Source organism: Paenibacillus sp. SRL342 (genome assembly GCF_984798905.1).
On record NZ_OZ481790.1, the window covers coordinates 5,478,618 to 5,505,576 of the forward strand.

Here is a 26,959-nt window from a genome sequence, read left to right on the forward strand (position 1 = left end):
AGCGCACTCTTTATAAATACACGAACAATAACATAGAAAACAGATTAAATATTCGGTTTTAAATTGTTATCTATGATATCGTTCTTGACATCGGTAGTGGATTCACGTTTTAATGAAAAGAGTAAATATGTTTATTGGACTATGTAATACCCGCGGATGAATGTAAAGGGAGAGATTACCCGTGACACCCGATTCGGGATGTACATGAGGTAACGCCGAAGGAGTAAACCACCGATAAGCGGAGGTGAATCTCTCAGGCAAAAGGACTTTTACGGGACGCAACTCTGGAGAGCATCTATTCGCCCTGTGCGGGCGTTATGATCACCCAAGGGGAAACCTGCTGCACAACGCAGCGGGGTAACTCTCAGGTACAAGGGACAGAGCCTTAGAATACAGCGTGCTACTTGGCATGCCGATTCTTTGGCCTGTCCTTTTCCTTTTTCCCAAAAAACGAAAAACAGGATGTAGAACGGCGCTGCCATAGCTGCCTTACCATACTTATGTGATGAAATTATCTAGCTGGAAATTTAAAAATACCCTGGTTCATTGATCCACGATTGTATATCCGGCCGGCTCACGGCCCATGACGAGGTGATTTGATGTCCGATTTGCTTAGAACACCACTCTTCCCACTGTATCAGCAATACGAAGGCGTACGGTGCATTGATTTTGGAGGCTGGGAGCTTCCGGTACAATTTAGCGGAATCCAGAAAGAACATGAAGCGGTACGCGAGCGCGCGGGACTGTTCGATGTATCCCATATGGGCGAATTCACGGTACAGGGTGAGCAGGCTGAAGCGTTTTTGCAACAAATGATGACCAATGATGTGACCACGCTGGTTCCCGATCAAGCCCAGTACACCCTGATGTGTTATCCAGATGGCGGTGTGGTGGATGATCTGCTCGTGTATAAGCTGGAAGATCAGCATTATATGCTTGTGGTTAACGCCTCCAACATCGACAAGGATTGGGCGTGGCTGCAAGAGCACTTGATTCCCGGCGTAAGCATGACCAACGATTCGGAGCAGACGGCGCTACTCGCCTTGCAAGGTCCACTGGCTGTAGACATTATCGGAAAAGTTACAGATACGGATGTAAGCTCGATTGAACCGTTTCGTTTTGTGCAGGATGCTGAAGTATGTGGAGTAAAATTACTGTTGTCCCGTACCGGTTATACCGGTGAAGATGGCTTTGAGCTATATGTTCCTGCAGATCAGGCCGCTGTGGTCTGGAATGGGTTAATGCAAGCCGGTGAAGGTCACGGACTTGTACCCACAGGCCTCGGTGCTCGGGATACACTGCGCTTTGAAGCAAAGCTCCCTCTGTATGGACAGGAATTGTCGGCAACTATCTCTCCACTCGAAGCTGGCGTAGGTATGTTTGTGAAGCTGAATGCCGGACCTTTTATCGGACACGAAGCCTTGTTACAGCAAAAAACTGACGGGCCCGCCCGCAAACTGGTCGGCATCGAAGTGTTGGAGCGCGGTATTCCCCGCCCCCACTATCCGATTTACGCCGAAGGCGTACAGATCGGTGAAGTGACAACAGGCACGCAATCACCTACATTGAAGCGTAATCTGGGGCTTGCCCTCATCGACAGCAAATACGCTGCGCTGGGAACCCCGCTTGAGATTGAGATTCGCGGCAAGAAATTAAAAGCCGAGGTCGTGAAGACCCCTTTTCATAAACGGACACGTACGTCGAAGACACCTACTCAAGGAGCTGATCAAGCATGAGCAAGCACCGTTACATTCCCATGACTGAGCAAGATCAGAACGCCATGCTCGCAACCATTGGTGTGGGTACGCTGGAGGATCTGTTTCAGGACATTCCGCAGGAGATTCGTTATCAGGGCGAGCTGCCCGTATCCTCCAAACTTGATGAATATGCGCTGACACGTCACATGTCCAAACAAGCCGGCGCCAACGCCAATTTCGAAACACACGCCAGCTTCCTCGGCGCTGGCATATATGATCATTATGTTCCTTCCGTCATCAATCATGTCATTTCCCGTTCCGAGTTTTACACTGCCTACACACCTTATCAGCCTGAGATCAGCCAAGGTGAACTACAGGCCATTTTCGAATTTCAATCCTACATCTGTGAATTAACCGGTATGGCTGTAGCCAATGCCAGCATGTATGACGGCGCAACAGCTTTTGCGGAAGCCGGTAATCTCGCCGCAGCAGCAACTCGTCGCAAACAGCTCATCGTATCCCGTACCGTTCATCCGGAAGCCCGTCAGGTATTGCAGGCATATGCGCACGGACTCCGTCTGGAGATTGTCGAGATTGGTTATAAGGATGGCGTCACTGATTGGGATGCCCTGCAAGCAGCCATATCCGACGATACCGCTGCTGTCATGATCCAGAGTCCAAACTTCTTTGGTGCCGTGGAAAATGTAAAGCAGGCTGCCGATCTGGTGCATGCGCACAAGGGCCTGCTCGTTGTAAGTGCCAACCCGCTATCGCTGGGTCTGCTGGAAGCCCCAGGCAAGCTGGGTGCCGACATCGTTGTAGGTGATGCGCAGCCCCTCGGCATCGCCGCTTCACTCGGCGGTCCGACATGCGGATATTTCGCCGTGTCCCAGCCTCATATGCGCCGAATTCCTGGCCGAATTGTAGGCCAGACCACGGATCGCAACGGCAAACGTGGTTTTGTACTCACACTGCAAGCACGTGAACAGCATATCCGCCGCGAAAAGGCGACATCCAACATCTGTTCCAACCAGGCTTTGCTGGCACTCAGCGCATCTGTCTATATGTCCATCATGGGGAAACAAGGAATGATCGATGTAGCGGATCTGAACCTGCAAAAGAGTCATTACACCCTGAATACATTAACTGTGATTCCTGGAGTTAGCCTTACTTTTAATGCACCAACATTTAATGAGTTTGTTATTCAGCTTCCTGAGGGAACAGACGTGGATGCTCTTCAATTGAAACTGCTGGATGCGGGCTTCATTGGTGGTTACGAACTTGGACGTGATTATCCAGAGCTTGCCGGACATATGCTGATTGCTGTTACCGAACGACGCAGTAAGGAAGAGATTGACGAATTCGCACGAGCATTGGAGGGATCGCTGTGACTCAGGAAACGACGACAACGACAACATCGGTACAGGGACAATCGGAAACAGGTACCTCTGTCTCCACTTCGGTTCAACCTGAGACGGATACAACATTTAGTGCACAGACCTTATCTCCTGCTCCGGAACAATCATTGATTTTTGAACTCAGCAGCCCGGGGCGTGTCGCTTATTCCTTGCCAGAATGTGACGTTCCTCGTCAGGCCGCCAATACGTTGATTCCCCGGGAAATGCTCCGTTCGGAAGCAGCGGCACTGCCGGAAGTGTTCGAGATAGATGTTATTCGACATTATACTGCGCTATCCCGTCGCAACTTCGGTGTAGATAACGGATTCTACCCACTGGGCTCTTGTACGATGAAATACAATCCAAAGATTAATGAGGATGTTGCACGTTATAACGGTTTCGCCAAAATCCATCCGTACCAGCATGAATCCAGCATTCAAGGTGCTCTTGAACTGTTATATACGTTGCAAAACGACCTTGCAGGTCTGACAGGTATGGACGCTGTGACTCTGCAACCAGCCGCTGGTGCCCATGGAGAATGGACTGGACTTATGATGATTCGTGCCTACCACGAAGGTCGTGGCGAACAACGTACCAAAGTCATCGTGCCCGATTCATCTCACGGGACCAACCCGGCAAGTGCTACCGTTGCAGGATTTGAAACTGTGACGATTCCATCCCGGGCAGACGGACTAGTTGATCTGGATGCACTCCGTGCAGCCGTCGGTTCGGATACGGCGGCATTGATGCTGACAAATCCGAATACACTTGGTTTGTTCGAGAAAGACATTCAGGAGATTGCATCCATCGTACACCAGGCTGGTGGTTTGCTATACTACGATGGCGCGAACTCCAATGCCATTATGGGCATTACCCGTCCGGGTGATATGGGCTTTGACGTGGTGCATCTGAACTTGCACAAAACGATGAGTACGCCTCATGGCGGTGGTGGACCTGGCGCCGGACCCGTCGGCGTGAAGAGCCGTCTGGTTCCGTTCCTGCCTAAGCCGATGGTGATCAAAAATGATGACGGTATGTATGCATTCGATCGTGAAGGCGATCAATCCATTGGCCGGGTGAAAGCCTACTACGGTAACTTCGGTATATTGGTACGTGCCTATGCTTACATTCGCACCTATGGACCGGAAGGCTTACGCCGTGTCTCTGAATGCGCGGTACTGAATGCCAACTATATGATGGCCCGTCTCGCCCCTTACTACGAGATTCCGTATCCGGGCGTATGTAAACATGAATTTGTCATGTCTGGACGGGGGTTGAAGCAATATGGTGTACGCACACTTGACGTTGCCAAACGACTGCTTGATTTTGGATATCATCCACCAACCGTGTACTTCCCGCTCAACGTCGAAGAATGCATCATGATCGAGCCGACAGAAACCGAAAGTAAAGAAACGCTGGATGGGTTCATTGATACGATGATACGGATTGCCAAAGAAGCGGAAGAGACACCAGAATTAGTCCTGAACGCACCTTACGGAACACCGGTCACCCGTCTGGATGAAACCACCGCCGCTCGCAAACCTGTACTGAACTGCGCTTGCAGTTAAAACTAAGTGAGTTTCTTGTCCATGCTCTTGCTGATGTTAACTACACCAGTGAGAGCATTTTTTGGTTAAACATTACAGGACTTTTCCCTCGTACTCCCCTTTATTTCCTATACATCTACGCAACAAAAAAAGCCGGTATCCACAATGAATCGCGGATACCGGCAATATCGCTGCATCAATGCAGCTCATTATCGGAAAAAGAAAAAACCTCAAATCCGGAGGAAACCCCGGCAAAATTACGCTTGAATGCTTTGAACCAATTCAACAACTTGTTCAGCCGTTTGCATATCCAGAGCTTTAGCAGCCAATTCCTGCATATCCGCACGGGACAACTTGGTGATCTGACTACGAGCTGGCAGAATGGAGGTTGCGCTCATGCTGAACTCATCCAATCCAAGACCAAGCAACAATGGAATTGCTGTTTCGTCTCCTGCCATCTCACCACACATGCCAACCCATTTGCCTTCACGATGCGCTGCATCGATAACCATTTTAACCAAACGCAAAATGGCTGGGTTGTAAGGTTGGTACAGATAAGCCACTCGTTCGTTCATACGGTCAGCAGCCATTGTATATTGAATCAGATCGTTTGTTCCGATACTGAAGAAATCCACTTCTTTGGCAAATTGATCCGCCAGAACTGCAGTCGAAGGAATTTCGACCATGATTCCGAGTTGAATGCTGTCAGAAACAGTAATACCTTCAGCAACCAGCTTGTCTTTCTCTTCGAGCAAGACAGCTTTTGCTTCACGGAATTCACCGAGTGTTGCGATCATCGGGAACATGACACGCAGGTTTCCATGTACGCTTGCACGCAGCAATGCACGCAATTGTGTACGGAAGATATCCAGACGGTCCAGACACAGACGAACTGCGCGGAAGCCGAGGAATGGATTCATTTCTTTTGGCAGATCCAGGTATGGAAGCTCTTTGTCTCCACCGATGTCGAGTGTACGAACAACAACAGGTTTACCTTCCATTTTTTCCAGTACCGCTTTGTAAGCATTATACTGAATGTCTTCGGAAGGGAGCTTGTCTCTGCCCATGTACAAGAACTCGGTACGGTACAGGCCTACAGCCTCGCCACCGTTCTCCAGAACACCCGTTACATCATTTGGTGTACCGATGTTGGCTGCAAGTTCAACATGAACGTTGTCCACCGTTACCGTTGGCTCATCACGAAGTTTTCTCCACTCTGCACGTTGTGCATCATACTGTTCCTGTTTGGCACGGTATTCAGCAATAACTTCATCAGTAGGGTTAACCAGTACGTGACCATCCAGACCGTCAACAATGATCATATCGCCTTGTTTCGCTTGAGCCAAGATGTCCTTGGTTCCAACAACAGCTGGAATCTCAAGAGAGCGAGCCATAATCGCCGAGTGAGAAGTACGACCACCAATGTTGGTTGCAAAACCTTTAACAAATTGACGGTTCAGTTGAGCCGTGTCGGAAGGTGTTAGATCCTCCGCAAGCACGATCACTTCTTCGTTGATCTCAGCCGGACTCATGAAGTCGATACCAAGCAAGTGATTTAGCACACGTTTGGTAACGTCACGCATATCTGCAGCACGTTCCTGCAGGTAAGCACTCTTCATGTTCTCAAACATGGAGATAAATTGCGATGCCGTTTCGTTCAAAGCAAATTCTGCATTGATCATGTCATCCGCAATTCTAGCTTTAACCGGATCAATCAGTTCCGGGTCATTCAAAATGAGCAAATGCGAAGCAAAAATCTCTGCTTTTTTCTCGCCAAGCTCTTGTAAAGTGCGCTCTTTGATCGCCTCAAGCTCAGCCTGGGATTTACCCAGAGCTGAGTCGAGTTTCGCGATCTCTGCGTCAACGTCGTTAATTTGGCGTTTTTCTACAGAGTAGTCAGGATGCTCCAAGATAAACGCCTTGGCGATAGCAATACCCGCCGAAGCCGCGATCCCGGAGACATTAAGCATTAATTTCGCCCAACCCTTCGTTAACCATAACGTCAGTCAAAGCTTGAAGAGCTTCAGCTTCGCCTTCGCCTTCAACGATGATGTTGATGGTGTCGCCTTGTTCCAATCCGAGAGAAAGAACACCCAGAATGGATTTCAAAGTTACTTTTTTACCGTTAGCTTCTGCAAAGGATTCTGCACCTTTGAATTTGTTTGCTGTATTTACCAGGGCTGTCGCCGGACGTGCGTGGATACCATCTTCGTCTGTAATTCTGAATGTTTGTTGCATTACAATCATCTCACTTTCAGTAGTTTGGTTTAGGCATTGCATATATTTACACTTGCTTGCCATTGTCGTAACACTTCTTATTTTATCTCAATGATTGGCTGTTCGCCAACTTTCAGCACTCCGCTCTTCTTCAGAGTTACTGTGGAGCCCTCTGGCAGGTTGGTGAAAATAACTGGTGAAATGATCGAAGGAGCGTTTGCTTTGACATACTCCAGATCCACTTCCATAATCGGCTGACCTGCCGATACCAGATCACCTTCCTGTACCAGTACGTTAAAGCCTTGACCTTTCAGCTTCACCGTATTAACACCTATATGAACAAGCACTTCCTTGCCTCCATCGGACATGATGCCCACGGCATGTTTGCTTGGAAATACATTAAACACTTTACCATACACAGGAGAAGTTATCGTACCATCATGTGGCAAAATTGCGAATCCATCACCTGTCATTTTCTCAGCAAAGACCGGATCAGGTACATTTGTAATGTCCAGCAATTCACCATTGACTGGCATGACGATATCCTCAGCAACGATGCGCTCGCCTTGCTCACCTTGTGCCTTCTCCTCTTCAGGAGTTGGTTTGGCAGCTGCTGGCGTTGGTGCTGGTGTTCTTCCTGCAATAATATCCTGCATTTGAGATTTGATCGTGTCAGAACGTGTTCCGAAGATGGCTTGAACATTATTACCCACTTCAAGTACACCAGATGCACCCAATTGTTTCAAACGATCTTTTTTCACATTGGATTTCTCATTAACTTCAATCCGCAAACGAGTAATACAAGCGTCCAGATGTTTGATATTCTCTTTGCCACCAAAAGCTTCGAGAATGTTATGGGGCAGATCATCCGTTGAACCAGAGCCTCCGCCAGATTCGGTTTCAGGCGTTGCATCCTCTCGTCCAGGTGTCTTGAGATTAAATTTGCGAATGATAAACCGGAAACCGAAGTAATAGATCACCGCAAGAATCAATCCGACAATAATAACGTCCCACCAAGGTGTACGGTTCGGAATAATCCCGAAGATCAGGAAGTCAATGAACCCACCGGAGAAGGTCATACCGATCTTTACACCCAGAATTTGCATGGTCATGAAAGACAAACCTGCAAAGATACAGTGTACTGCAAACAGGATTGGTGCTACAAACAGGAACGAGAATTCAAGTGGTTCTGTGATACCTGTCAGGAACGAGGTCAGTGCAGCTGAACCCATGATACCTGCAACATACTTTTTGTGCTCCGGTCTTGCTTCATGGTACATCGCAAGTGCCGCTGCTGGCAAACCAAACATCATGAACGGGAATTTACCAACTTGGAATGTTCCTGCTGTGAGAGCAACGCCATCACGTAACTGGCTGAAGAAAATCTTCTGATCCCCACGAATAACATCTCCGGCTTTATTCACATACTCACCGAACTCAAACCAGAATGGGGAGTAGAAAATGTGGTGAAGACCAAACGGAATTAATGACCGTTCCACAACTCCGAAGATGAATGCCGACAAGGTCGGACTTGTATCTACCATGAAGTGAGATACAGCATTCAGTCCATTTTGAATCGGAGGCCAGATAATCACAAGAAGCAACCCGATTACAAGGGATACTACCGATGTGATAATCGGTACAAATCGTTTACCTGCAAAGAAACCGAGGTAAGACGGCAGTTCGATTTTGAAAAATCGATTGTAACACAGCGCGGCGGCAATACCTATGATAATACCTCCGAACACGCCTGTACTTAATGTTGGGATACCCAAGATGCTGGCATAACCCGGTACTTCACCGATCATTGCAGGAGTAACACCTACTGCAGATCCTAATGTAACATTCATGACCAGGTAACCGATGATCGCTGCAAGACCTGCAACGCCTTCGCCACCAGCCAATCCGACAGCTACGCCGACGGCGAACAGCAATGCCAGATTATCAAATACGATCTGACCTGCGTTCATCATAATTGTTGCGATCGAGTTCACCCAAGGGGTGTCGAGCGCCGTTACATATTGCAAGAAATCTGGATTAACCAGCATGTTACCAATTCCGAGCAGCAAACCTGCCGCAGGTAGAATGGCTACAGGCAGCATGAGAGCTTTACCTACTCTTTGCAATACACCAAAAAGCTTTTTGAACATCGCGTCGTTTCTCCCTTTCGTCTAATTTATATGTTGTGATGCAAGCAAGGGAACACAAAAAAGGCATGAATTAACAAAGTAAACTGTGCCAACCTTGGGGTATAGCATACCCTGTACAAGGAAAGAACAATCACACTTTAATTAACTCATGCCTGATCGAGTCAGTAACACGTCGCTTATGTTTATTCAGTTGCTTGATTACGGAAACCATTGTAGCACCAGTTCTAATCTATTGCAAGCCTTTACACCAAAAAAATAAATTCCACATTCCATCACTGGAATGACCTCACTTATTCTCTTCTTCCTTCCGCTGATTCAGTCTTTGCAGATGAATGGTCAGATAACCTACCTCCGCAGGATAAACCGGCAGTTTCAGTCTTTTCTCCATTACTTTGGTCAGTTTCCATGCAAGCGAGTACATTTCGGGATACTCCAACTTAAGCAGGGAATCCAACTTATGAAGCTCTTCCACTTTGTCTCCACGGCGAACACGCTCAAGGGCAAAACGAAGATGAGTCAGCAAACGAGAGTAATCAAGTGATTCCGTTTCAAACGAATAATCGAGTTGATCGGACACCAGGTTCACCAAATCAGTGATCAATTGTGAATGTTCACGTACCTGGGATATATTTTGATTGGTCATTGCGCTATAGATATGGAGGGCAACAAAACCAATCTCGTCCATCCCCAAATCTACACCCATTTTCTCTTTGATCAGACGAACAGCGTATTCTCCCATTCGATATTCTTCAGGATAAATCTCGCGGGTTTCATATAAAAATGGATTTTGTATGATAATGCCCTGCTCCTTGCGTTTTAACGCGAAAGAAATGTGATCGGTTAATGCAATATGGATATGTTCATTCAGAGGAACGTCCGTACGCTCTGCAATATACGTAATAACTTCGTTAATAATCTCGATCAGTGCTTCATCCACCTGTGGAAGAAGCTGTTTGTACTGCTCTTGCTCCTGCTGGTTTTTCAAAATAAACATTTTCTCCACAGCCATCAATGGAATGTGATCACTCGGTTTTCGGTTAAAGCCAATGCCTTTACCAATAACAACGACTTCCCCGTGTTCTGGATGCTGTGCAATGATTACATTATTATTTAGCGCTTTATCTACATGCAAGCTGCTCATTGTTTGCACCTCTTTTTCACACCATCTTAGGTGTGATTAAGTCACACCCTGTTACGAACGAAAAGACACCCGGAGCGGGCAAACCGCGCCGGACGTCTCGCTTAAAAAGTAACAAAAATTCGCCTTAAGGTCAATAGAGCAACCATGCAAGATTCGAAGTGCTTCTTACTCGTCAACTCCAGCTCTTTCCACAATCTTGTCGATTATAGAAGGAGTTGTAACAGCCTCGCTCTGTTGAATGGCAACTGGCGCAGGTGTTTTAGACTTCGTAAGGCCTTTAATCAGCTGCTCTACATCGATGCCGGATACACTTTTGAGCATCTCTGGAGCGGTCGCCATAAGTTCAGTAACATAGTTACTCACTCGTGCTGCACCTTCACCTTTACCTGTATCTACCACCGTCAATTTATCAATGGATGCAATTGGCTCTGCAATTTTGCCAGCCAGTTCAGGCAGCATTTTGACAATGATATCGAGTACAGCCGCTTCGCCAAACTTTTGGAATGCTTCGGCCAGTTTTTCCTTCGCTTCTGCTTCAGCAAGACCACGCAAACGAATAACTTCTGCATCTGCTGTACCTTTGGCAAGTTCCGCATCCGCCATGGCCTGACCTTCAAGTCGCTTCTGTTCAGCTGTTGCTTTGGCATGTGTTTCGATGGAGTACTGTACCGCATCGGCTTCACGCATTCTCTTGGCTTTATCCGCTTCGGCTGCCTGTTCCACCGCATAACGATCCGCTTCTGCCTTTTTCTTCACTTCAGCATCATATTGCTTCTCACGTACGACGATTTCTTTTTCCTGAAGATCGATCTCACGTTCTTTACGAACAAGTTCAACCTTCATTTCTTCCTCCACCACAGTCTGTCTGGCGCGAGCTTCATGGATATGGTAAGCCTGATCGGCTTCTGCTTTGGCTGTATCCTGATCCCGCTTAAACGTGGCTACTTTCAGTTCTTTCTCTTTGGCTGCCTCGGCGATATTGGTATCCCGCAGCAACTCTGCTTTTTGCCCCTGTTCCTCCGCATTAGCCTTCTGAATACGTGCATCACGCATTGCTTCTGCTTCAGCAATCTCGGCATCACGCTTCACTGCGGCAATTCTCGGTTTACCGAGAGCATCCAGGTAACCCTGTTTGTCACGAACATCCTTGATGGTAAATGAAACAATTTGCAGTCCCATTTTCTTCAAATCTCTAGCTGCTACGCCTTGAACCTCTTGGGCAAAACGATCCCGGTTCCGATATACTTCTTCCACCGTCATAGTACCGAGGATGGCCCGCAAATGCCCCTCCAGTACCTCCTGTGCTTCGCTTCTCAGCGCTTCTACAGGTTTACCGATGAATTGCTCAGCTGCCGTAGCAACGTCTTCTACAGCGCCTCCAACCTTGATAATAGCTACACCGTCAGCAATAACCGGAACCCCTTGCTCCGTGTACACTTCAGGTGTGGAGACATCCAGCTTGTGGGACAACAAGGAGATAAACTCGGACTGCTGGAATACCGGCAGGATAAATGCACCGCCACCACGAACAATTTTGATTTTTCGGCCAGAATCATCATCGGAGATATTTTTGCTACCCAGGAATGACCCCGTAACGATCATCGCTTCATCCGGTCCAACCGTTTTGTACCTCGCCCAGAAAGCCAGACCCAAAATTAGAATGACTCCGACTACAACTATAGGAATCAACAAAACATCCCAGTTCAAATTTAAATCCATTCCACATCTCTCCCCTTATTCATTCATGATGAGTGCTTAAACTAATTAGGTGATTAGAATACTTTATAAATCTTTAAGTACATTTTCATCCCATTCCGACACACGCAGTACGCCATCTACAACATCCACCACAACAACACGTGCTCCCGCCGCAATGGGGAGGTGTTCAAAACTGGATGCCGTTTGAATCGTACTACCGGATGCAAAGCGGATCATCACTTCGCCAAAACCTTTTTCCGGCACCGGAATGGTGATTTCCCCAATTTTCCCAGATAACTCTTTCATTGAAAATGCAATAGAGACATCGCTGTTACGCATCGGTTTGATGTATGCGAAGAATACCAGCATGGCTGCAGCAATACCTATAAGCAGGGATAGTATTAGACCGGACATCGCACTTAATGAACTATAACGTGTCAGCATTATGCCTGCACCACCAAAGGTTGTAATGGAACCAGCTAACACAACGGGTTTGAAAAAATCAAGGCCTGGCATTTCAAAAGCTCCGTCCAGCAAGCCATCAATCAAGTCACCCAGCACAAGGCTGACAACCGCAAATATCGCCCCTCCGATTAGACACCCCCAATACATTGTTTCCATCCCCTGTTCCTCCTCTCTCTGCCGCAAATTCATCCTAACTGAGCATTCCACATGTAAATAAATACGTAGCTACCATCAAAATGTTTCAAAATCTTTCCTCAAATGTATTCTGGAGCCGATAATGGGTATTATCACAACATTCTGTTCTCCTTGCTTCATGTTCCTCCATCATTCTCGTGCAGATCCGAATACACGAAAAAACCGCAAGCCCCCATGAAGGAGACTTGCGGTTATTGGACGACAGAATGTGTCCTTCACTTTGCAGTGATTATAGAATTACAGAGAAGCCTTGTAGATGGATACAACATCTTCCCGTTGCAGTTTCTTGAAGTTACCGAATGGACCAAACAACATCGCTTTGTCAGCCATTACGTCGATCTGGCTGTCATCGATATCGTAATCTGCCAAACGGTTAGGTGCACCAATGGATGTCCAGAATTTGCTGAGCGCATCGATACCTTCTTCAGCAATCTGTCTGTCCGACTTGCCCTCAGGGTTCACTTCGAATACATTAATTGCCAGACGTTTGAATCGATCCACATTCACATCCAGGTTATGTTTCATCCAGTGTGGGAACAAGATCGCAAGTCCACCACCGTGTGGGATATCATACACTGCGGAAACCGCATGTTCAATATTATGTGTTGCCCAATCTCCTGCGAGACCCATATTCAGCACGCCATTCAGTGCCATTGTTCCGCAATACAGAATCGTTTCGCGCAGTTCATAGTTCTCCAGGTCTTCAACCAGACGAGGCGCTGCTTCCATGACAGTACGCAGAATCGTCTCACAGAAACCGAGTTGAACCGGTGTATTGGCATCCAGATGGAAGTAATGCTCCAGTACGTGGGACATCATATCCACCATGCCGTATACCGTTTGGTCCAGCGGAACAGTGTATGTATTCACCGGATCCAGGATAGAGAATGCAGGGAATGAGTATGCGCTACCCCAACCCAATTTTTCTTGTGTATCCTGATTCGTAATAACCGAACCCGAGTTCATCTCCGAACCGGTTGCTGCCATCGTCAATACGGTACCGAGTGGAAGAGCGTCCTGTGCAACGGCTTTGCGCTGAGCAAAATCCCACATATCGCCATCATATTTGGCACCTACCGCAATGGCTTTGGAGCAGTCTAGTACACTACCGCCACCTACAGCCAGGATCAGGTCGATGTTATTTGTTTTACAGAGGTCTACCCCTTTATGCACCGTAGAAAGACGCGGGTTAGGTTCCACACCAGCCAGTTCAGTCACTTCTGCTCCGGCTTCCTTAAGCAAACCGATCACTTGATCGTACAGACCACTACGTTTGATACTGCCGCCACCATATACAAGCAGAACCCGTTTACCGTATTTCGGCACTTCTGTCTTTAATGCTTCCAGTTGTCCTTTGCCGAAAATCAGCCGGGTTGGATTATAGAATTGGAAAGATCTCATATCTATTGTCGCCTCCAATGGAGTTTAGTATTTTTGTGCAACTCCAATTATAGTACCCTGTTTATAGAAAAACAAATCGATAGTCACTCACTTTATAACAACCCGTTAATCTCCAAATGAGCTCGAAACATCTCGCTAGATGAAGGCAAATTCTCAGCATCCACCCATGTTTCTGTGGCCCATAATCCAGCCTGTTTGAATGCCCGCGGACAATGGATAAAACACTCTTCCACATCTACAATGACAGCCGCACCTATGGTTTTACCACTCCAGCCCATACTGGCGATGAATTCCTCATCCTTGGTAATGGATGCTGTGCCATTAATACGCAGCACTTCATTCATACCCGGAATCAAAAAGAGCATGCCAACACCAGGGTTCGACAACATGTTCAACAACGAGTCTATCCGCCGATTGCCTGGGCGTTCGGGATAAACGAGCCGATATGTATCATACACTTTCACAAATCCCGCTCCATCACCCCGAGGTGACACATCACTTTTTCCATCACGATCGGAGGTGGAGAGGAAAAATAATGGTGACATGGATATAAAGTTCTGAACATGTGAATCCACAAATGAAATTGCCTTGTTACGCACATGTTCATGCGGTTCACCCACCATGCCTTGCAGTTCCTCAGCATCTGTAATCAACGGAATATTCAGCGCCTTCTTTTCCAAATCATTAACCCCATTTCCTCAATTCATCATGGTACTCTAGGACTTCTCCCCATTATAACTGCCTCGGAGGTTCATTCCAATGCGTGCTCATGACAAGAAACACCCGCTCCTGAATGGGCGGGTGTTCTTGATTTGTTGATATTATGTTGATTATTCAGTGTATCCCATGCTGCTTACAAAACGACGGAAAGCCTGGCGTCCTGCTTCATCATATTTGTAGACACCTGCATGCTCCAGAATCTCGGCGAATTTCAAGCCGACTTCCTGCTGTACAATGGCAACGGCTTGTTCTTTGTCCAGCTTAGGACCAAACCGTTCAATCAATTCTTCCGCCCAGCCCAGATGTTTGTTCAACACATGATCGGAAGCTTTGGCCGCTTCAGCAAGCTTGGCATCTCCAGCGAGGATATCCGCGATACTGTCCAGTTCTTCTTTCAAACGACCTGGCAGAATGGCAAGTCCCATCACTTCGATCAGACCAATGTTCTCTTTTTTCAAATGGTGCATCTCACGGTGCGGATGGAAAATCCCTTCCGGATGCACATCATTTGTACGGTTGTTACGTAATACAAGATCCATCTCATAACCACCATCTGCACTACGACGAACGATTGGTGTTACCGTATTGTGTGGCACTTGTTCCCCGTCCACTTCACTGAACGCTTCGATATCCACAGCAGAATCACTGTAGACCTTCCACGCTTCATATACGGCGTTACCCGCTTCAAGCAGCTCTGCAGGATCGTGTGAAGCCAGACGCATTACAGACATTGGCCATTTTACGAGACTCAGTGTAAGTCCAGGTGCATCCGCATGGCGGAAGACAGCCTCAGGCTGTGCATTTTGAATCGCGAACGTATGACGTCCGCCCTGGAAATGGTCATGTGTCAGAATCGATCCGCCTACGATCGGCAAATCCGCGTTAGATCCGATAAAATAATGCGGGTACTCCCCGACAAAGGCAAGCAGTCTGCGAAGCGTATCCTTCGTCAGTTTCATCGGCACATGATCATGATGGAAAATGATGCAGTGCTCGTTGTAGTAAACATACGGCGAGTATTGGAACAACCAAGGCTCGTTGTTAAGCTTCAACGGAATGACTCTCAGGTTTTGGCGAGCAGGGTGATTCACCCGACCAGCGTAACCTACATTTTCACGACACAGCTGGCATTTAGGATATACCGGAGGCGGAAGCAATTTCGCCATGGCAATTTCCTTTGGACTTTTCTCCGGCTTCGACAGGTTGATAGTAATCTCCATGTCTCCATAGGCCGTGTCCTGTGTCCAGTAGACGTTCTTCGAGATCCGATCCATCCGAATATAGTTGGAGTTAATCGACAAGTCATAGAATTGAGATGTGGCTGCCTCAATGCCTTCCGTCTGCTCCGTGTGGCGGAATGCGCGTACCACTTCGGATGGGCGTGCCATCAGATGACCCATGATTTTGGCATCCAGCAAATCACGGAATGTATCGCTATTTTCAGGAATGAGTCCAATGGTGAATCCATAATCAATCAACGTATCCAGCATAGCCTGTGGACCATCGGGCACAGTCGTGTCCAACTCACCGGCATAAGGCTCTGAGAATCCGAATTGTTCCAGCAAGAGGTTGCGGCTATAATCCCAATCCGCTTCCTCGATTAATTGTTTCTGCAAGGCAAATGCAACCAGACGTTCAATGGCATGCAGTGCTTCCTGCTGCTCCGGTGTCCGCTCTGTGGCACCTGCTGCAATATGAGTCTGTGACATAAGGTATTCGCCTCCTAGTTTTTTCCGTAGCCGTCAGGACGTGATTGGTGCCAGCTCCAAGCGCTTTGAATGACATCTTCCAGATTGGTCCATTTTGGATTCCAGCCCAGGACAGATCTCGCTTTTGCAGATGAAGCTACCAGCACAGCCGGGTCACCTGCACGACGTGGTTCCTGTACAACCGGGATATCGAGGCCAGTCACTTTTTTGGCTGTTTCGATCACTTGTTTTACAGAGAATCCTGTGCCGTTACCCAGATTAAACACGTTACTGTTCTCACCTTTGCGAAGATAATCTACTGCACGCAGATGTGCATCAGCCAAGTCGCTCACGTGGATATAGTCACGGATACATGTTCCATCTTCTGTTGCATAGTCGTCACCAAACACGGCGATGTGCGGGCGTTGTTTCAATGCTGTTTGCAGTACGAGTGGAATCAAATGACTCTCTGGCTGGTGATCTTCACCAATTTTGCCGCTGTCATGTGCACCTGCTGCATTGAAGTAACGCAGGGAAACGTATTTGATATCCTGAACTTTATCGAACCATGACATCATGCGTTCCATCATCAGCTTTGTTTCGCCGTATACGTTGGTTGGCTCTGTACGATCACTCTCTTCGATTGGCACTTTCTCAGGCTCACCGTAGGTAGCTGCTGTAGAGGAGAAGACGATGCGGCGTACGTTCGCTGCATTCATCGCTTCCAGCAGACAGAGTGTACCAAACACGTTGTTGTCATAATATTTAACCGGGTCTTTCATACTTTCGCCTACGAGTGAGTTGGCTGCAAAGTGAATGACTGCATCGATTGAATTCTCAGCGAACAGCTTCGCCAGAATTTCTTTGTCACGCAGATCCCCTTCATACAACTTACCGCCGAGCAACGCTTCACGATGCCCTGTCTGCAAGTTATCCAGTACAACAACCTCTTCTCCACGTTCCAACAATGCTGCTACCGTATGAGACCCAATATACCCTGCTCCACCTGTCACCAAAATTGCCATTTTACTTCGCCTCCTTCAATTCTTTAACACCGTCGCCTACGCCGCATACATAAAAATCACCTTTGAGATGGGTACGCGCTTCATATGCAGCGCCCACTTCACTTACAAAACGCTCGACATCATCTTCATGCACAAGTGATACGGTACAACCGCCAAATCCTGCGCCAGTCATTCGAGCACCAAGCGTGCCTGGAATCCGCTGAGCTTCTTCAACCATAACATCCAACTCATCACAGCTTACTTCGTACAAATCGCGAAGCGATTCATGAGAAGCGTTCATCAGCTTGCCGAAGGTTTCCAGATCGTTACCCTGCAATGCTTCGACCGATGCGAGCACACGAGCATTCTCTTCCACAACATGTTGTGCACGCTGTCTTACTTTCTCATCCTTGATCTGATCCTGTAGTGTTACGAACTGCTCTGGCGTCAATTGAGCCAGGTAATTCAGTGCAGGCAGCTGTTCCTTCAAGATGGCAAGTGCCTGCTCGCATTGGGAGCGACGTTCATTGTAAGCCGAATCCACCAGACCGCGGCGTTTGTTTGTGTTACCGATGACCAATTTGTATGAGCCTGTACGGAAAGGAACCTTTTCGTACTCCAGTGTGTCACACATCAGCAGGATCGCGTGATCCTGAGCACCGTTTGCAACAGCGAACTGATCCATGATTCCACAGTTGACGCCTACGAACTCATTTTCCGCTTTCTGGGACAGAAGCGCCAGTTGAACCGTGTCAATATCCGATACACCCTCCAGAGACTGAATCGCAAATCCGGTAAGTACCTCCAGAGATGCGGATGATGAAAGTCCTGCCCCGTTCGGAATCTCCCCGTGGTACAGGAAGTCGTAGCCTTTTGTTACATTCACACCTTTGCCTTGCAGTTCAACCATGACACCAACAGGATAGTCGGTCCATTCTCCGGTTTTTTCCTTACCGATGGAGGAAGTGTCTAGTCCCCCTTCATAAGACATGTTCGTGGAAGCCAGTTGCAACTTGTTGTCCTGACGCTCACGAATGATCAATGTTGTTCCGAATTCAAGTGCTGCCGGAAGCACGTATCCACCGTTATAGTCAATGTGCTCACCGATCAGATTCACACGCCCAGGGGCATGAAATACACGGATGTCCGCTCCACTCTCTCCGTACTTCTCAATAAACTTTTGTTTCAATTCAGTTATGTTCACTGCTGGTGCACCTCGCCTCGTTGTTGTGGTTTTCTTAATGTTATTATATAAGAAAGCGGTGCCTCTTGTAATGCAACCATGTGTGTTTCATATGGATAAATGTGACCTTAAGGCGTATAATGATCGGAGCATCCCGGAAAGAAGGAAACGACCATGTCAGATCAATTCAACGCCAAGAAAGAATCCCTTGCATCTTCTAACGAAAAAATACAGGAATCACCTTCCGGTAAAAGCGGAGCACTCAGTTATTCGGTTGCCTCCAATCCGGTCTATTATGAACAAGGCGCACTGCATGTCCTGTTTGCCGGGGCAAGCCAGACCCTTCCGGGTCACGCCCTCGGTCCTAAATTGTTTGATTATTATCTGCTGCATTATGTAGAAAAAGGGGCGGGTACGTTCCGTACCGAACTGCACACCTACGAGTTATCCGCAGGTGATTGTTTCCTCATTCATCCCGGGCAACTGGTAAGTTACCAGTCTCACGCCCGCAACCCATGGCAATATCGCTGGATTGCCTTCACAGGCAGCCAGGCTGGCCAACATACCGAGGAAGCCGGGTTCCGCCCGGAGAAGTCTGTTTTTCATGCTGGACCATCCTGTGGAATATCCGATTGGCTATCCGTGATGCAGGATGCTTTTGCCGAGCGCAAAGAAAGCTCCCATTTCACATCACTGGGTACGTTATATATGATTCTAGCTGAAGCACAGAATCACCTTTCGCAGGGCCAAACCTTAATTCCAGGTGAATCCTCCATCCGACGTACGGTGAAACAGATGATTCAATATATGTCCACTCAATATGCTTATCCAGTCTCCATTGAACAAATGTCAGCGAGTCTTGGTTACAACCGTGCGTATCTATCCCGTATTTTCAAACAGGAAACCGGACTGTCACCGGTCACTTATCTGCTAAAACTTCGGATCGACAAGTCGCGCCAACTCCTGAGAGAACGTCCGGATCTGTCCATCGAACAGGTATCTGCATCGGTCGGACTGCCAGACGCGCTGTACTTCTCCAAACAGTTCAAACGATTTCACGGTGAAGCGCCCAGCTTATATCGAGAGAAAATACTGTCCCGCCCACTACATCAGGGGTTACAGCAGAATGCTCAACAAAACAAACGGTGAGCAACATAACGGACGGAACCACGGACGACAAAAAAGGTGCATTCCGCCATTATGGCTAAGATGCACCTTTTGCACTTTATTTATTTGTCATCAGGCTCCGGAGACAGGATGGATTCAATCCGTTCCAATTCCTCTGTAGAGAAATCCAGCTGACTGAGCGCAGCCACATTCTCTTCAATCTGGGAAGTACGACTTGCGCCAATCAGCGCGGAAGTTACCCTGCCGTTACGCAGCACCCATGAGAGTGAAAATTGGGCCAAACTCTGACCACGGGCTGCTGCAATCTGGTTCAGCGCACGCACTTTGCGGAGTGTCTCTGGAGAGATGTTGTTTTCATTCAGGAATACCGACGGTCCTTTGGCACGTGAGTCTTCCGGAATACCATTCAAGTATTTGTTCGTAAGCACACCTTGTGCCAATGGACAGAATGCAATACTGCCTGTTCCATACTCATCCAGCACGTCCTGCAAACCATCTTCAATCCAGCGGTCCAGCAGCGAGTATTTCGGTTGATGGATTAACAATGGCGTACCCAGACCTTTCAGAATTTCGGCAGCCTGTCTTGTCTGCTCTGCGGGATAGTTGGAGATCCCTACATAAAGGGCTTTGCCCGAGCGAACAATATGATCCAGTGCCATCATCGTTTCTTCCAAAGGTGTTTCGGGATCATAACGATGTGAATAGAAAATATCCACATAATCCAGGCCCATACGCTTCAAGCTCTGATTCAGACTGGATACCAGATTTTTGCGTGAACCCCACTCTCCATAGGGCCCGGGCCACATATAATACCCCGCTTTGGTGGAGATCACCAGTTCATCACGATAAGGTTTCAGATCCTGGGCCAGTACCTGTCCAAATAACTGCTCTGCCGAACCTGCCGGTGGGCCATAATTGTTGGCAAGGTCAAAATGTGTAATGCCCAGATCAAATGATCGGGTAATCATATTACGGCCATTCTCAGCGTTATTAATACCGCCAAAATTATGCCACAGCCCCAGTGAAATCGCTGGCAGTTTCAAACCTGAACGTCCAACGCGGTTATATTTCATCGTTTCATAGCGAGTATCGCTTGCTACGTAGACCATTATGAATCCCTTCTTTCCCCAGGTTCCGCCTCTTGTATCCGGTCTATACCGGATAATGCGGTTATTCAGTACGTACGTTTAACCAAGAATCTGGTCCACATTATTCATTACCTCGCCAATCGGCTCTGTAATCAGCAAATCAGCCCTGCGGTCGTAAGCGGTAGGTGTAGCGTTGAGCAGAACGGTATGTTTTCCCTGAAAATACGTAATTAACTGTGCCGCTGGATATACCGTCAGTGACGTGCCTCCCACGAGTAACAGGTCTGCAGAAGACAGTGCATCAATGGAGCGGTACAATGTCGTCTGATCCAGTTCCTCTTCGTACAGCACCACATCCGGCTTGATCACACCACCACATGTGGTACAGCGAGGTACCGTATCTTGGGATTGTAAAATATCATTCAGCGTATAAAACTGCTTGCAATCCATGCAGGCATTACGATGAACTGAGCCGTGAAGCTCAAAAACATTGCTGTTGCCTGCCTTCTGATGCAGTCCGTCGATATTTTGCGTGATCACTGCCTGAAGTTTTCCTTCCTGCTCCAGACGGGCCAATAGTCGATGGCACCCATTCGGTTCAGCATCTGGATGAAGCATTTTGCCACGATAAAAATCATAAAAAATATCGGCGTGTTGATCAAAAAAATGTCGACTTAATAACTCTTCCGGTGGATAAGGCGAATGCTGCTCCGTCTGATACAGACCCGCAGCCGAGCGGAAGTCGGGAATCCCGCTTTCCGTTGAAGTTCCGGCCCCTCCGAAAAAAACAATCCGGGAGCTTTCCTGAATCCAGGCAGCCAGCTGTTCTGTTGCGTTCATCCTCTCTCCTCCTTTTGTTTACTATATAAATTGAACTAAAGAATATTTACACTGGCCACTCCGATGACAGAACAACCTTCCGATCGCTGTTATCCACAGATTTTTTTGATTCCTTTCTAAAGGGAAAAATCCGAGGATAAAGGCGAACACTCCGTTTCTTCAGGTTATTTCTGTCCTCTCCGTTTTGTGTAAATGTTGAGTTCAATTTATATCGTTCAACCAAGCCAGGGTGACTTATAAAATAACGCTTATCTCATTATAATGACGAATAATGGCATGGGCATCAACCAGGTGAGATCCTTGATCTAACTGCGGACAGTAACCGAGGGTATAGGATACCTCTGCGTGCCGCCCCATCTGCATATCCCCATTACTGTCTCCAATTACAACGGCCTTCGCAGGATCGATATGTAATTCACGGCAAGCCAGGAGGGCTGCTTCTCCATCTGGTTTGCCCTGTGTCACCCGATCACAGCCCACAATGGAGGTGAAAAAGGAACGAATCCCCATCCAATCCAGATGTGTTTCTGCTGCCGCTGTACTGTCTGAAGTGACGACTGCCAGCTGTATGTCTGCTGCCCTGCAACTGTCTAAGAAAGCAAGTAATCCTGGCATCGGTTCAGCCGATTTGCGCTCCCTTACCGATTTCATGGCCACACTTGAAAATTGGCGTATCGTTGTGATCGCTTCATTCCATGGCATGCCTGCTGCATACAGCTGGCCGGCAAGCAATCCCGTACATTCATCCACAGTCGCAATGGCCAGTGGGCCTTGCGGATCATAGCCGACAATATGACCTTCTGCATTATGAATGGTGCCCAGGACGTGCTCCCGTTCAACCGTAAATGAAGCTCCAAGCTCATTCATACGTGATTGTAACTGACTCAGCAACGTCTCTGCCCACGGCCCCCATAGCTGGAGGAATTCCAACAGTGTTCCATCTTTATCGAACAGGATACCTTTACATGGGATCTGCACTCCATACACTTGAAGCATGGTCATCCGTATCACCTCCATCAAGTTATGCTATACATGCATACAGCCCTTAATGCAGAATAATCAAAATCTATTTGATCGTACTTAACCAAGCCAGTACTGTCTTGAGCGTCTGATTCAACTGTTCTTCTCCACTCACTTCCGGCTTGCCATCTCCTTTTTGATGACCATAATCACCGAACTGGGCGTGGTTTCCACCTTCAATGGTGTAGTACACCGTCTCCACGGGCAAATACATACGTCCACTCTGATACTTGGTCATATTCACAACCTCATCTTTAGTACCCAAAATGGTTAAAGCAGGTATTCCCAGTGTCATTACACTCCCTTTTTCATCCGGGTAAGATGCCAAGAAGAAGATCCCATGAAGTGCATCTGGATGTGCTGCTACATAACGTGCAGCCATGGACCCGCCGAGAGAGTGTCCACCCATAACGAATTGTTCGTCTGGATAGGCGGCCAGAATCTCATCTGCCAAGTTTGGCTTAAGCACTGCCAGGTTAACTGGCATCTTGGCAATAATGGTGTGATGACCCGCAGCAGCCAGCTCATGCGCGAGTGGTGCATAACTTTCCGGTTTCACCAGCCCACCAGGGTAGAAAAGTACACTTTTTCCAATCGGTTTATCTGGCACAAAATCAATCCAGTTCTCTTGTTCACTCACCGTCACCCGATTGGCTGTTTCCATGGCTGTTTGAGCTGATTCCTGTGGACCGTATGGTGTGAATAATTTCCACGCAACAAATCCACATCCAATGACAATGAGCGCCAGAAGTACGAGCAGGAATTTCCCGATGCCCCTCTTCTTGCGCCCTGTATTATACCGATTTCTCAACTTTAATCACCTTTCTTCACTTCCGCAGGTGCCGCGGCTCACAGAATTGGGAGCCTTTGTTCATCAGGCTCCCCTTCTCCGAATTGAAAAAATATTATTCTGCCTTGGCCTTGCGGTAAGCATCCATATATTGTTCCGCTTTGCGACGGACATGACTCAGGTCACCCGTCTTCACAGCTTCCGATGTCAAGTCGGAACCAATCCCTACAGCCACTGCTCCACCCTTGATCCAATCCCCCAGATTAGACAAGGATACCCCGCCAGTTGGCATAAAATTCGCCTGCGGCATAGGGCCCTTCATCGTTTTGATAATCGAAGGATCATACAGATTACCCGGGAACAACTTCACAATGTCCACGCCGAGTTCCAATGCGCGTTGAACATCAGCAATCGTCATCACACCAGGCAGAATCGGAATTCGATACAGGTTGCAGATCTGAACCGTATCCGGGTTCAGGGAAGGTCCAACTACAAACTCGGCACCCGACATGATAGCCGCTCTCGCCGTTTGCGGTTCAAGCACCGTTCCCGCACCAATAATCGCGAATTTCTCTGGATCTTGTGTGTTCCAATGGTATACACGGCTTAACTTTTCAATGGCTTTGAGTGCACTGGGTACTGTCATCGTAATCTCGATAACTTTAATACCACCCGCAATCGCTTGCTCGGCCATGGCAATGACTTGATCAGCAGAATCTGCACGCAGAACTGCCACAACCCCATTGTCCGTAATCTTTTGCAACAGCTGAAGCTTCTTCATTTCATTCTCTCCCTTGTCAATGTGGTGGTTGTGTATACAAGCCTTACATTTAAGAACGAAGATGAGCCATATATGATTCCAGAGCGACTAACGCTCAACATGGGCAACGTTGTTCAGCTTGGCCTCGACCTGCCCCCACGTCGGGAGCGCCTCCCAATCGCCAACAGCCTGTATAACCATGGAACCGGTCAAATTGCCGAGACGGGTTGCTTCCTGCGGGGAGTATCCTTTTAATAAACCCGATAAAAATCCCGCACAGAAACCATCTCCTGCTCCTACCGTATCCAGAACATAATCCGCCTTAAAGTACGGAACTTCCGTTAGGGTACCATTCGCCAATACGTAGGTCAAATCAGGGCCACCCTTCACGATGCACACAGCATTCATGGCAGATAAACGCTCAAGTACTTTTTGATCATTTTCTTCGTTATATAGAAGTTTCATCTCGTCCAGACCCGGTAAAAAGTAGTCTGCCAGTTCAGCTAAACGCAGTAAAACTGGACGGGCCTCATCCGCAGACCATAGTTTGAGACGCAGATTTGGATCAAAGCTTACTTTCACCCCTGCCTGTTTGGCAATATGTATGGCAGCCTCTACCGTAGCAAGTCCGGACGTGCTTATCGCTGCCGTTATACCCGTAACGTGCAATATCTTCGCCCCGGCAATATAGTCGGGATCCAGATCATCAGGTGTGATCGCACTTGCAGCAGATAGCTTCCTATAATAATGCACCGAGGCTTTCCCGGAAGCGTTCTCACGAATCATCAAACCAGTCGGCTCGTGATCACTTAACCTTACCCGGGATACATCTACGCCTTCACCGCGAATGGCTTTCAGTATCATACTGCCGATCGGATCATTGCCCAAACGTCCAAACCAACCACTGGTATGCCCCAGGCGTGATACGCCAATAGCCAGATTGCTCTCAGCCCCCCCGAAAGACTTGTCCAGTGTGGCTGCATATTCCAGCCCTCTTGTATCCTTGGCAGTCAGCAAACCCATACTCTCCCCAAACGTAATAATTTCCGGGCTTGGATAAGGACTCGTTGACATGATTTCTTCCCTCCTTATATTTACATTCCCTCATCTTCTTTTACTATTGTCATCCTCTATGCAACCGTTGTCAATCCCGTTGTGTTCATTTTGTTGTCACAGCTTTGAGAAAAGATAACGCTTACAAATGTGAATTAAATCACAATAGAGAATACACATCCATATTACCCTTATTACAGATGCAAATGACCTTTCAACCAGGATCTATAAGGGGGCTACACCATGAAAAATCAGACACTGATCCGGGATGATCAGGAATCTTTCTTTTACAATCTGCGCTTTATTCTTATCGTCTGTGTCCTTGCTGGCAATGCACTTGAACCACTCATTACACGTTTTGCAGGAGCCGAAGCTCTGTTCCTGTGGATATATACGTTTCACATGCCGCTCTTTGTATGGGTAACCGGGTATTTTGCGACACACTCACTCCAAGGTGCATCTGGGCGAAACGTCCTGAAGCAGATTGCACTACAGTACGTACTGTTTCAGTCCTTATACGCATTGATGGACTTTACCGTATTCCATACACCCCATATGCGGCTTTCCTTCTTTGCACCTTACTTGCTGTTATGGTTTCTCGCGAGTCATTTCTGTTGGCGACTGCTGCTTCGTCTGACGATTTCCTGGAAACCGATATATCGGCTGATTGGATCGATTGCGCTCGGTATAATTGCCGGGTATTTGCCCATCGACGGGTTCTGGCTCAGCTTCAGCCGTACGTTTGTATTTCTGCCGTTCTTTGTCATCGGTTATGACTATGGAGCAACCATCCGTTCACATTTATTATCCGGTTGGGGGCGAAAAACCGCAGCCATCCTCTCTGCTGCACTGTTGGTATGGATCGGGTATGGTGGTTTGAATATTTCATCCGGATGGTTACTCGGCAGCATGACGTACGCCGAACTGGGTCACCACGAATGGTATGCCGGCATCTTCCGACTTGGAGTCTACCTATTGGAGATCGCATCGGCAGTACTGTTCTTGGCCTGGGTACCTTCCTTGACTTCCAGACTGACGGACCTTGGACGACGCACACTCTATGTATTCCTGCTGCATGGGTTTCTCGTTCGTCTCGCGGTCTGGTCCGGAGTCTACAGTTATATGGGAAGCTCGGCGTATATTCCAGTCATACTTGTCATTGCCGTACTCTTCGCAGTCACCCTGGCTCTGCCGGCTGTACGTCACACGTTCAAACCCTTAATTGAACCGGATATATCCCGATTTTCTTTCCATCGACCTGAGGTGTTTAAACGGTCGGCCTAATGCTCTGACGGATCTCTTCACCATCCGTTCTATCCTGCTGTGTTGTTTCAGGCTGGAAATAAGGTGGTAAATTAGGGATACGCGCTACAAAAAACAACTTATCGTTGTAAGGAGTGATTTGTAATGGCACGTCAACCGACGTCAGAACGCAAGATGAGCCGTGAGGAAGCTGGCAGATTAGGTGGTAAAGCCACTTCCAAGAACCATGATCGAAGCTTCTACCAGATGATTGGAAAAAAAGGTGGAGAAGCGACTTCAGATGCCCATGACACTGACTTTTACAAGCAGATTGGTCGCAAGGGCGGCGAAGCAACCTCCGAAACTCATAATAAGGAATTCTATCGTGAGATTGGACGCAAAGGTGGAAGCAACTAATGAATTCCGCTCGCCACATCGAAACATGATCATAGCTTTTCCGCAAATCAAGAAGTCTAATTCCATGAAAATGGTTTGAGGCTTCTTTCTATTGATTGTAGAAATATGACGACGGTTG

At 47.7% G+C, this 26,959-nt stretch carries 22 protein-coding genes, 1 pseudogene and 2 riboswitches; of the genes and pseudogenes, 6 read left to right on the forward strand and 17 right to left on the reverse strand.

The features are described 5' to 3' along the window. The first annotated feature begins 156 nt into the window (after positions 1–156). Positions 157–279: riboswitch (glycine riboswitch) on the forward strand. A 3-nt stretch (positions 280–282) separates the two neighbouring features. Further along, a riboswitch (glycine riboswitch) is annotated at positions 283–383 on the forward strand. A 216-nt stretch (positions 384–599) separates the two neighbouring features. The 3 genes from gcvT to gcvPB all read left to right on the forward strand — a co-directional run bounded on the left by gcvT (position 600) and on the right by gcvPB (position 4,662). Next, complete coding sequence (gene gcvT, locus AC4E8D_RS24140; protein ID WP_339305423.1) at positions 600–1,736, forward strand: glycine cleavage system aminomethyltransferase GcvT; 1,137 nt, start codon at positions 600–602, stop codon at positions 1,734–1,736. Then, complete coding sequence (gene gcvPA, locus AC4E8D_RS24145) at positions 1,733–3,088, forward strand: aminomethyl-transferring glycine dehydrogenase subunit GcvPA (RefSeq protein WP_490205337.1); 1,356 nt, start codon at positions 1,733–1,735, stop codon at positions 3,086–3,088. Before gcvT ends, gcvPA begins: the two co-directional genes overlap by 4 nt. Before the next feature lie 134 nt (positions 3,089–3,222). Then, a complete protein-coding gene (gcvPB, locus tag AC4E8D_RS24150) occupies positions 3,223–4,662 on the forward strand; it encodes an aminomethyl-transferring glycine dehydrogenase subunit GcvPB (RefSeq protein WP_221824794.1) in 1,440 nt (479 codons plus the stop codon). A gap of 236 nt (positions 4,663–4,898) precedes the next feature. Here the strand turns inward: gcvPB and ptsP are convergent, their stop codons facing one another. From ptsP to AC4E8D_RS24205, 11 genes are all read right to left on the reverse strand, one after another. Continuing rightward, entirely contained in the window at positions 4,899–6,611 is a 1,713-nt protein-coding gene (gene ptsP, locus AC4E8D_RS24155; RefSeq protein ID WP_221824718.1) for a phosphoenolpyruvate--protein phosphotransferase, read from the reverse strand. After that, positions 6,604–6,879, reverse strand: a complete 276-nt coding sequence (locus tag AC4E8D_RS24160) for an HPr family phosphocarrier protein (RefSeq protein ID WP_024633102.1) — start codon at positions 6,877–6,879, stop codon at positions 6,604–6,606. Before AC4E8D_RS24160 ends, ptsP begins: the two co-directional genes overlap by 8 nt. 77 nt (positions 6,880–6,956) lie before the next feature. After that, positions 6,957–9,008: a glucose-specific PTS transporter subunit IIBC gene (gene ptsG / locus AC4E8D_RS24165; protein ID WP_105601795.1), complete on the reverse strand. Its 2,052-nt coding sequence runs from the start codon at positions 9,006–9,008 to the stop codon at positions 6,957–6,959. 286 nt (positions 9,009–9,294) lie between these two features. Beyond that, complete coding sequence (glcT, locus tag AC4E8D_RS24170) at positions 9,295–10,149, reverse strand: glucose PTS transporter transcription antiterminator GlcT (protein ID WP_047844046.1); 855 nt, start codon at positions 10,147–10,149, stop codon at positions 9,295–9,297. A 165-nt stretch (positions 10,150–10,314) separates the two neighbouring features. After that, positions 10,315–11,868 (reverse strand): flotillin lipid rafts scaffold protein FloT, encoded by a 1,554-nt coding sequence (gene floT, locus AC4E8D_RS24175; protein ID WP_145323943.1) that lies wholly within the window; start codon positions 11,866–11,868, stop codon positions 10,315–10,317. Between the two features lie 63 nt (positions 11,869–11,931). Beyond that, positions 11,932–12,468, reverse strand: a complete 537-nt coding sequence (locus AC4E8D_RS24180) for an NfeD family membrane protein (protein ID WP_221824722.1) — start codon at positions 12,466–12,468, stop codon at positions 11,932–11,934. Positions 12,469–12,744: 276 nt separating this feature from the next. Next, complete coding sequence (locus tag AC4E8D_RS24185; RefSeq protein ID WP_047844049.1) at positions 12,745–13,908, reverse strand: iron-containing alcohol dehydrogenase; 1,164 nt, start codon at positions 13,906–13,908, stop codon at positions 12,745–12,747. A gap of 92 nt (positions 13,909–14,000) precedes the next feature. Next, the gene (locus AC4E8D_RS24190; protein ID WP_260632990.1) at positions 14,001–14,588 is read right to left on the reverse strand and encodes an MSMEG_1061 family FMN-dependent PPOX-type flavoprotein; all 588 of its coding nucleotides are present in this window, start codon (positions 14,586–14,588) and stop codon (positions 14,001–14,003) included. Between the two features lie 150 nt (positions 14,589–14,738). Continuing rightward, entirely contained in the window at positions 14,739–16,337 is a 1,599-nt protein-coding gene (locus AC4E8D_RS24195) for a UDP-glucose--hexose-1-phosphate uridylyltransferase (protein ID WP_221824724.1), read from the reverse strand. Between the two features lie 14 nt (positions 16,338–16,351). Beyond that, the gene (gene galE, locus AC4E8D_RS24200) at positions 16,352–17,341 is read right to left on the reverse strand and encodes a UDP-glucose 4-epimerase GalE (RefSeq protein ID WP_017686840.1); all 990 of its coding nucleotides are present in this window, start codon (positions 17,339–17,341) and stop codon (positions 16,352–16,354) included. Between the two features lies 1 nt (position 17,342). Further along, a complete protein-coding gene (locus AC4E8D_RS24205) occupies positions 17,343–18,524 on the reverse strand; it encodes a galactokinase (protein WP_221824726.1) in 1,182 nt (393 codons plus the stop codon). A 153-nt stretch (positions 18,525–18,677) separates the two neighbouring features. Between AC4E8D_RS24205 and AC4E8D_RS24210 the strand changes: the two genes are divergently transcribed. After that, positions 18,678–19,652: an AraC family transcriptional regulator gene (locus tag AC4E8D_RS24210; RefSeq protein ID WP_260632992.1), complete on the forward strand. Its 975-nt coding sequence runs from the start codon at positions 18,678–18,680 to the stop codon at positions 19,650–19,652. An 80-nt stretch (positions 19,653–19,732) separates the two neighbouring features. Here the strand turns inward: AC4E8D_RS24210 and mgrA are convergent, their stop codons facing one another. The 6 genes from mgrA to AC4E8D_RS24240 form a co-directional block, all read right to left on the reverse strand. Further along, positions 19,733–20,740 (reverse strand): L-glyceraldehyde 3-phosphate reductase, encoded by a 1,008-nt coding sequence (gene mgrA, locus AC4E8D_RS24215; protein ID WP_221824727.1) that lies wholly within the window; start codon positions 20,738–20,740, stop codon positions 19,733–19,735. A gap of 78 nt (positions 20,741–20,818) precedes the next feature. Next, entirely contained in the window at positions 20,819–21,559 is a 741-nt protein-coding gene (locus tag AC4E8D_RS24220) for an NAD-dependent protein deacylase (RefSeq protein WP_221824728.1), read from the reverse strand. A gap of 234 nt (positions 21,560–21,793) precedes the next feature. Next, on the reverse strand, positions 21,794–22,561 hold the full coding sequence (locus AC4E8D_RS24225) for an HAD family hydrolase (RefSeq protein ID WP_221824729.1): 768 nt from the start codon (positions 22,559–22,561) through the stop codon (positions 21,794–21,796). A gap of 64 nt (positions 22,562–22,625) precedes the next feature. Further along, positions 22,626–23,390, reverse strand: a complete 765-nt coding sequence (locus AC4E8D_RS24230; protein ID WP_221824730.1) for an alpha/beta fold hydrolase — start codon at positions 23,388–23,390, stop codon at positions 22,626–22,628. Between the two features lie 94 nt (positions 23,391–23,484). Next, complete coding sequence (locus tag AC4E8D_RS24235; protein WP_017686833.1) at positions 23,485–24,150, reverse strand: bifunctional 2-keto-4-hydroxyglutarate aldolase/2-keto-3-deoxy-6-phosphogluconate aldolase; 666 nt, start codon at positions 24,148–24,150, stop codon at positions 23,485–23,487. A gap of 87 nt (positions 24,151–24,237) precedes the next feature. Continuing rightward, a complete protein-coding gene (locus AC4E8D_RS24240; protein ID WP_221824731.1) occupies positions 24,238–25,203 on the reverse strand; it encodes a sugar kinase in 966 nt (321 codons plus the stop codon). Between the two features lie 222 nt (positions 25,204–25,425). Here AC4E8D_RS24240 and AC4E8D_RS24245 point away from each other — a divergent pair, with 222 nt between their 5' ends. Next, positions 25,426–26,466: an acyltransferase family protein gene (locus AC4E8D_RS24245; RefSeq protein WP_221824732.1), complete on the forward strand. Its 1,041-nt coding sequence runs from the start codon at positions 25,426–25,428 to the stop codon at positions 26,464–26,466. A 123-nt stretch (positions 26,467–26,589) separates the two neighbouring features. Then, positions 26,590–26,832: pseudogene (locus tag AC4E8D_RS24250) on the forward strand (KGG domain-containing protein); the annotation flags it as partial. Positions 26,833–26,959: the final 127 nt, after the last annotated feature.

Bases quoted from the DNA above. Each gene is read 5' to 3' on its own strand.
- AC4E8D_RS24180 (WP_221824722.1), bottom strand. From the start codon at position 12,468: ATGGAAACAATGTATTGGGGGTGTCTAATCGGAGGGGCGATATTTGCG.
- AC4E8D_RS24240 (WP_221824731.1), bottom strand. From the start codon at position 25,203: ATGTCAACGAGTCCTTATCCAAGCCCGGAAATTATTACGTTTGGGGAG.
- ptsG (WP_105601795.1), bottom strand. From the start codon at position 9,008: ATGTTCAAAAAGCTTTTTGGTGTATTGCAAAGAGTAGGTAAAGCTCTC.
- galE (WP_017686840.1), bottom strand. From the start codon at position 17,341: ATGGCAATTTTGGTGACAGGTGGAGCAGGGTATATTGGGTCTCATACG.
- floT (WP_145323943.1), bottom strand. From the start codon at position 11,868: ATGGATTTAAATTTGAACTGGGATGTTTTGTTGATTCCTATAGTTGTA.
- AC4E8D_RS24225 (WP_221824729.1), bottom strand. From the start codon at position 22,561: ATGACCATGCTTCAAGTGTATGGAGTGCAGATCCCATGTAAAGGTATC.
- gcvT (WP_339305423.1), top strand. From the start codon at position 600: ATGTCCGATTTGCTTAGAACACCACTCTTCCCACTGTATCAGCAATAC.
- AC4E8D_RS24160 (WP_024633102.1), bottom strand. From the start codon at position 6,879: ATGCAACAAACATTCAGAATTACAGACGAAGATGGTATCCACGCACGT.
- AC4E8D_RS24220 (WP_221824728.1), bottom strand. From the start codon at position 21,559: ATGAACGCAACAGAACAGCTGGCTGCCTGGATTCAGGAAAGCTCCCGG.
- AC4E8D_RS24235 (WP_017686833.1), bottom strand. From the start codon at position 24,150: ATGAAGAAGCTTCAGCTGTTGCAAAAGATTACGGACAATGGGGTTGTG.
- AC4E8D_RS24210 (WP_260632992.1), top strand. From the start codon at position 18,678: ATGTCAGATCAATTCAACGCCAAGAAAGAATCCCTTGCATCTTCTAAC.
- gcvPA (WP_490205337.1), top strand. From the start codon at position 1,733: ATGAGCAAGCACCGTTACATTCCCATGACTGAGCAAGATCAGAACGCC.
- ptsP (WP_221824718.1), bottom strand. From the start codon at position 6,611: ATGCTTAATGTCTCCGGGATCGCGGCTTCGGCGGGTATTGCTATCGCC.
- AC4E8D_RS24245 (WP_221824732.1), top strand. From the start codon at position 25,426: ATGAAAAATCAGACACTGATCCGGGATGATCAGGAATCTTTCTTTTAC.
- AC4E8D_RS24195 (WP_221824724.1), bottom strand. From the start codon at position 16,337: ATGTCACAGACTCATATTGCAGCAGGTGCCACAGAGCGGACACCGGAG.
- glcT (WP_047844046.1), bottom strand. From the start codon at position 10,149: ATGAGCAGCTTGCATGTAGATAAAGCGCTAAATAATAATGTAATCATT.
- AC4E8D_RS24185 (WP_047844049.1), bottom strand. From the start codon at position 13,908: ATGAGATCTTTCCAATTCTATAATCCAACCCGGCTGATTTTCGGCAAA.
- mgrA (WP_221824727.1), bottom strand. From the start codon at position 20,740: ATGGTCTACGTAGCAAGCGATACTCGCTATGAAACGATGAAATATAAC.